The organism is Photobacterium sp. OFAV2-7 (genome assembly GCF_022347985.1).
In the GTDB taxonomy this organism is placed as follows: domain Bacteria; phylum Pseudomonadota; class Gammaproteobacteria; order Enterobacterales; family Vibrionaceae; genus Photobacterium.
In genome coordinates this window covers 1-5,858 of record NZ_JAKRFQ010000264.1, presented here as the reverse complement: position 1 = coordinate 5,858, position 5,858 = coordinate 1, and the positions used below count along the sequence as shown (strand labels likewise).

Genomic DNA, 5,858 nt, shown 5'->3' with positions numbered 1-5,858 from the left:
CAGACAAAGGACTGCAAAATGACTAAGTCACTACTCTTATTATTGCCAAGCTTGGTGCTCGCCGGATGCTCTAATGCCGACAATGAGGCGCTGGTATTCTCGGACCGGAGTCTTGAGTCCTGTGGGGAAAAGCCAAACTGCGTGTCGACCATCGATTCTCGGCCTGACTTTTACCTATCTGCCTTCCAGCTTAACCAGCAAGGCATCAATAACTGGGAAGCAATCCAAAAGATCGCCCTGTCTCTTCCCGGTGCCAGCTTAGGACAGCAAAACGAACACTACATCCGGGTAGAGTGTCGCAGCAAATTCTTTGGCTTTGTCGATGACTTCGAAGTCAGGTTGGATGGCGGGAAGCTGATCGTCCGCTCGGAATCTCGCACTGGCTATTCCGACTTCGGCGTCAACCGCGAGCGAGCAGAGCTATTTCGAGCCAGACTGTCAGAGGCGGGATACCTGTAAAATTCGATCTACACAATATAATAAGCAATTAATCACAAGTCACACTTGATAATGGTTATCATTTAGATCTATATTGAAGATATTACTCTGAAGGAGATCTCATGGATAGGCCATCGTTTCTTGTATTTAGCTTTCTAGGCTCAATTAGCATGGTCATCTTGCACCTGATTGATATCTGGCTGCTGGAATATAGCGACTCTCTTCTCAGGCACTTTCTGGTTGAATGGTTGCCGCTGTATCTGGTTTGGATGAGCATGATGCTTATTGGCCTAGTCAAACGGACATCACCCCCAACGCACGGGTAATAAAAAGCCATGTCCTTCGACATGGCTTTTCAGTTAGTTAACACTGGCTTAGGCGTTCTTATCTTTACCTAAAGCCAGGATCCCTACAGACACTGCAGCTACCGCTGCAAATCCCGCCAGGATGATCACTGGCATTGCGGCATAACCCAGCGTGTGCCAGATAAGCGATTCTAATGCACTCATCGTATACCTACCTTTCTATTATTGCCGGATAATCAGGCCTTACTGCCAGCCTTCAACGTCTTTCATGTCAGGAAGCTTGTGCGCAATCCCTTTATGACAATCTACACAAGTCTTTTCACCTGAAGCCAGTGCCGTTGAGTGCTGTTTCACACTACGAGGGCCCTGCTCCGAAAAGTCCATGTATTCAAAATTATGACAGTTACGACATTCCTGAGAATCATTTTCTTTCATCCGATGCCATTCTCGATTCGCCAGATAACCCCGGCGCTCCTTGAACTTCTCTTCGGTGCTTATGGTTCCCATCGCAAATGCCACCAGCTCTTTCGAAGCCTGTACCTTGCGAACAATCTTATCAGTCCAGTTGTGCGGTACGTGACAGTCAGAACAGATTGCACGAACGCCAGAGCGGTTGGCAAAGTGCACCGTCTCACGAATCTCTTTAACGATCGGCGCATGACAGCCCGAACAAAACTCTTCGGTATTGGTTGCTTCCATCCCGGTGTTGAATGCGCCCCAGAACAGTAAACCGCCCATAAAGCCCATGAACAGGACCAGACCAACCGCCACCTTGCTCGGTGATGTCAACCTGCGCCAAAATGCTTTTAATATATTCATCTATAGCCTCTCTTTAATTAATGGCTATAACTAGCGCAACGCATCAACACGTTGGAATTCATTTTCTACAAGTGGCTTGGCATCAGCCTGAGGCACATGGCACTGGAGACAGAAGTAACGACGCGGCGACACATCTGATAGCACCTGCCCTTCACGAGTCTGATAGTGGGTTACACTGATCTTTGTCGCGCCCATTTCGTTGGCATTTTTCCAGCTGTGACAAGCCAGACACTTGTTCGCATTCAGTGATACTTCGTAGTTACGAATGGTGTGCGGTACCAACGGTGGCTGATAAACATAGTCGCTATCAATCGTACCCTGATCGCGCGGGAAGCGTTTCATCGCATCTGCAGCACGGGTCGCTTCAAGCTCACTGGCACCACGCAGAGATTCCACTCCGCCAATACCGCCCGGGTTATGAAGTTCTTCTGCACTCTGAACGGCACCGGCTACCAACATACCTACAGCCATGACCGCTAAAACTAGTCGTTTCATTGTATTCTCCGCCTAATGGCTAAATTCGAGTCAAGAGAGTGACTACCCATGAACCTGTCATGGGCAATCACGCTGATTTCATTCGATTATTTATATTTTGGTGATCTTGATTGGACACTTCTTGAAGTCGGTCTGCTTAGACAGCGGATCCGTGGCATCCAAAATCAGCTTGTTAATCAAAATACGAGCATCGAAGAAAGGTACGAAGACCAGACCAACAGGCGGACGGTTTCGACCTCGGGTCTCTACTCGACAACGAACTTCACCACGACGGTTTTCCAGCAATACTTCGTCGCCACGACGCAGGCCGCGAGCCTGAGCGTCATCCGGGTGGATATAACACACGGCATCAGGCGCTGCTTTATACAACTCAGGAACACGGCGGGTCATCGTACCGGTGTGCCAGTGCTCTAGCACTCGGCCAGTACATAGCCACATGTCGTATTCTTTATCCGGCACTTCCGGTGCAGGCTCAAACGGAGCAAAGATAATATTTGCCTTGCCGTCTGGCTTACCGTAGAAGCGGTAGCCTTCACCAGCAGGTACATACGGGTCAGAACCTTCAACAAAACGCCACTTGGTTTCTTTGCCATCGACAACCGGCCAGCGCAGACCACGTACCTCGTGGTATACATCATACGGTGCCAGGTCGTGACCATGATCGCGACCGAAGGCTGCATACTCTTCGAACAGACCTTTCTGCAAATAGAAGCCTTGTGCCTTGGCATCATCGTTAAGCTCCTGCGCTTCAGACAGCGGGAACTTATCGACCTGACCATTGCGGAACAGCACTTCATACATGGTTTTGCCACGGTACTGCGGTGCTTTGGCCAGCAGCTCTTCACCCCACACTTCTTCAATTGTGAAGCGCTTGGAGAACTCCATCAGCTGCCACAGGTCAGATTTCGAATCACCCTGTGCTTCAACCTGCTGGTACCAAGCCTGAGTACGACGCTCGGCGTTACCGTAGGCACCTTCTTTCTCTACCCACATTGCTGTCGGCAGGATCAGATCAGCCGCCTGGGCTGTTGCCGTTGGGTACGGGTCAGAACACACAATGAAGTTTTCCGGATTACGGTAGCCCGGCAGACGTTCGTTGTTGATATTCGGGCCAGCCTGCATGTTGTTGTTACACATCACCCAGTACGCGTTCAGCTTGCCGTCTTTCAGCATACGGTCTTGCAGCACCGCGTGGTAACCCGGTTTTGGCGGAATAGTACCTTCAGGCAGTTGCCAGATTTTCTCAGCGTAGGCACGGTGCTTAGGATTTTTAACCACCATATCCGCTGGCAGACGGTGAGCAAACGTACCCACTTCACGCGCCGTACCACATGCAGATGGCTGACCTGTCAGCGAGAACGGACCACAACCCGGCTTGGAGATCTTACCGGTCAGCAGGTGAATGTTATAAACCAGGCTGTTCATCCAGACACCGCGGGTGTGCTGGTTCATACCCATTGTCCATAGCGACATCACCTTGACGTTAGGATCGGCATACTGCTTGGCCATTTCCAGCAGCTTCTCTTTTGAAACACCTGACATTTCAGAAGCTTTTTCAACGGTATACTCGGCAACAGATGCTTTGTACTCGTCGAACGACATTGGATGCAGCTTGCCTGAGTTGGCGTTCTTGGCTTTCTGCTGCAGCGGGTGCTCGTCACGCAGGCCATAACCGATATCAGTCGTTGCGCGCTTGAAGTGAGTGTGCTTGTTGACGAAATCCCAGTTCACAGCATCATTCTGAATGATGTAGTTGGCAATGAAGTTGGCAATCGCAAGGTCACTCTGCGGCTCGAAAATCATGCCGTTGTCTGCCAGTTCAAACGAACGGTGGTAGTAAGTGGACAGCACGTTTACTTTAACATGAGGATGGCTTAAACGGCGGTCAGTCAAACGTGTCCACAGTACCGGGTGCATTTCGGCCATATTCGAGCCCCAAAGCACGAACGCATCGGCATGCTCGAAGTCATCGTAGCAACCCATCGGCTCATCGATACCGAAGGTACGCATAAAGGCACCTACAGCAGAAGCCATACAGTGACGGGCATTCGGATCAATGTTGTTTGAACGGAAGCCTGCTTTCATCATTTTGGCAGCGGCGTAACCTTCCATTACCGTCCACTGGCCTGAACCGAACATACCCACACCTGACGGACCATGTTTTTTCAGTGCCGCTTTCCATTTGTCAGCCATCACATCGAATGCCTGATCCCAGGAAACTGGCTGGAAATCACCGTCTTTATCGAACTTACCGTTCTTCATCCGCAGCATCGGTGTCTGCAGACGGTCTTTACCGTACATGATCTTCGACAGGAAGTAGCCCTTGATACAGTTCAGACCCTTGTTGACCGGCGCTTCAGGATCACCCTGGGTAGCGACGACACGACCATTCTGCGTACCAACCAGTACTGAACAACCTGTACCACAAAAACGACAAGGCGCTTTGTCCCATTTGATTTTGGTTTCATCAGAACTAACGATTAAGTTAGTTGCTGATGCTGGCAACGTAATACCAGCTACAGCTGCTGCCGAAGCAGCGGCGTTTGCCTTAACAAACGCACGTCTTGTCATTTTCATGAATCATCCTCAGATTGCGAATCAAAGTGTTCAATTTGGTGATACACTAAAAAAGTTGTTAATACATGTTCTAAGTTATTGATCTTATCGATGGTGTCCGTCACGTATCCCTGGTTGGCTGTTTCCAGAACTACAATGACTTTTCCCTCTTCGCTTTCGCCGTGAATCTCGGTGTTTGGCAATTCAAGTATTTGAGCTTTTACGACTTCCAGGTATTCAGGCTTGACGTGAACCACCAAGCTCGAAATATGTACTTCTTCTTGCGCCATAAGCTATTTCTCTTCTGGTTCTTTTGTGAACATACTGATGGCTGATGCCGGACAGACCGACAGACAGGCACCGCACCCATTACACACATCCGCATCAAGTTCCGGTGTAGCCACGCCGCCGGCCTGGAGCTTGAATCGAATGGCCTGAACCTCGCACACATCTCCGCAGCTTCTGCATTCAATCTTATGTTGGGCCAGACAGCTGGGATTGATTTGTGCCTTAATACCCCAGGGCTGTTCCGTTGTAGGGTGGAACAACGGCTCGGGACAAACGTCGGCACATCGGGTACAGAACGTACATTCACCGTGTGTAAAGTCGACAGTCGGAAATCCGCCATCGCCTTTAACAATAATCTGCGTTTCACATGCGCTGATACACTTGTTGCAGCGGGTACAGCTATCTACAAATGTATCTTCGTCAACAACCCAGGGCAGTCGCTGTAATGTCGGTGTGCGACGCCGAGAAAGTAAATTTCGGCGAGAACGATCAAACATTCGCTTTACCTTTCGTGAAGTAATATGAATAAAATACACATTACGGGTTGTTCTTTGACGCCGACAAACAGTCTCAAACCCTCAAAAACTGTTCACAAGTCGTCATCTTTTTACACGGCAAGTGTAAATCCCGTAATAAATGCTTAAATACCTAGTAAGGGCTAAATAGGGGGTAAAATTGTCTTGGATCAAGAAACAGAAATGACAACCCTCACAATATTTACTACGACCATAACAACTATAGTTTAATAAATAACCTAACCAATTGATTTACAGTCAGCTGTCATTGGTAATAAATTAGAAAGGAATTTCAGTGCGAAATCGGCCGCTCAAGCCTGTCACCACCTCCATCGCTCGCGCCATGCTGGCGATCCTGCTGCTGTCTGTTATGACCACCAGCTTTGCCCTCCTGACGCTGGCATCCAGCCTCAACGATGCCGAGGCCGTCAACGTATCCGGT

The 5,858-nt window shown here is 49.3% G+C and carries 8 protein-coding genes; 2 read left to right on the top strand and 6 right to left on the bottom strand.

Annotation, left to right across the window (positions count from 1 at the left end; genetic code table 11):
• Positions 1-18 precede the first annotated feature (18 nt).
• Both MHN01_RS14095 and MHN01_RS14090 read left to right on the top strand, forming a co-directional pair.
• Positions 19-459: a DUF1499 domain-containing protein gene (locus MHN01_RS14095; RefSeq protein WP_239411921.1), complete on the top strand. Its 441-nt coding sequence runs from the start codon at positions 19-21 to the stop codon at positions 457-459.
• A 101-nt stretch (positions 460-560) separates the two neighbouring features.
• Entirely contained in the window at positions 561-764 is a 204-nt protein-coding gene (locus MHN01_RS14090; RefSeq protein WP_239411920.1) for a hypothetical protein, read from the top strand.
• Positions 765-812: 48 nt separating this feature from the next.
• Here the strand turns inward: MHN01_RS14090 and MHN01_RS14085 are convergent, their stop codons facing one another.
• The 6 genes from MHN01_RS14085 to napF all read right to left on the bottom strand — a co-directional run bounded on the left by MHN01_RS14085 (position 813) and on the right by napF (position 5,398).
• On the bottom strand, positions 813-947 hold the full coding sequence (locus tag MHN01_RS14085) for a TIGR02808 family protein (RefSeq protein ID WP_075763849.1): 135 nt from the start codon (positions 945-947) through the stop codon (positions 813-815).
• A gap of 39 nt (positions 948-986) precedes the next feature.
• A complete protein-coding gene (locus MHN01_RS14080) occupies positions 987-1,562 on the bottom strand; it encodes a NapC/NirT family cytochrome c (RefSeq protein WP_075763847.1) in 576 nt (191 codons plus the stop codon).
• A 30-nt stretch (positions 1,563-1,592) separates the two neighbouring features.
• On the bottom strand, positions 1,593-2,057 hold the full coding sequence (locus MHN01_RS14075) for a nitrate reductase cytochrome c-type subunit (protein WP_075763845.1): 465 nt from the start codon (positions 2,055-2,057) through the stop codon (positions 1,593-1,595).
• 90 nt (positions 2,058-2,147) lie between these two features.
• Positions 2,148-4,634: a periplasmic nitrate reductase subunit alpha gene (gene napA, locus MHN01_RS14070; protein ID WP_239411919.1), complete on the bottom strand. Its 2,487-nt coding sequence runs from the start codon at positions 4,632-4,634 to the stop codon at positions 2,148-2,150.
• Positions 4,631-4,903 (bottom strand): chaperone NapD, encoded by a 273-nt coding sequence (locus tag MHN01_RS14065; RefSeq protein WP_075763840.1) that lies wholly within the window; start codon positions 4,901-4,903, stop codon positions 4,631-4,633. The genes napA and MHN01_RS14065 overlap by 4 nt, the downstream gene beginning before the upstream one ends.
• Positions 4,904-4,906: 3 nt before the next feature.
• Positions 4,907-5,398, bottom strand: coding sequence for a ferredoxin-type protein NapF (gene napF / locus MHN01_RS14060; protein WP_239411918.1), 492 nt, complete (start codon positions 5,396-5,398; stop codon positions 4,907-4,909).
• Positions 5,399-5,858: the final 460 nt, after the last annotated feature.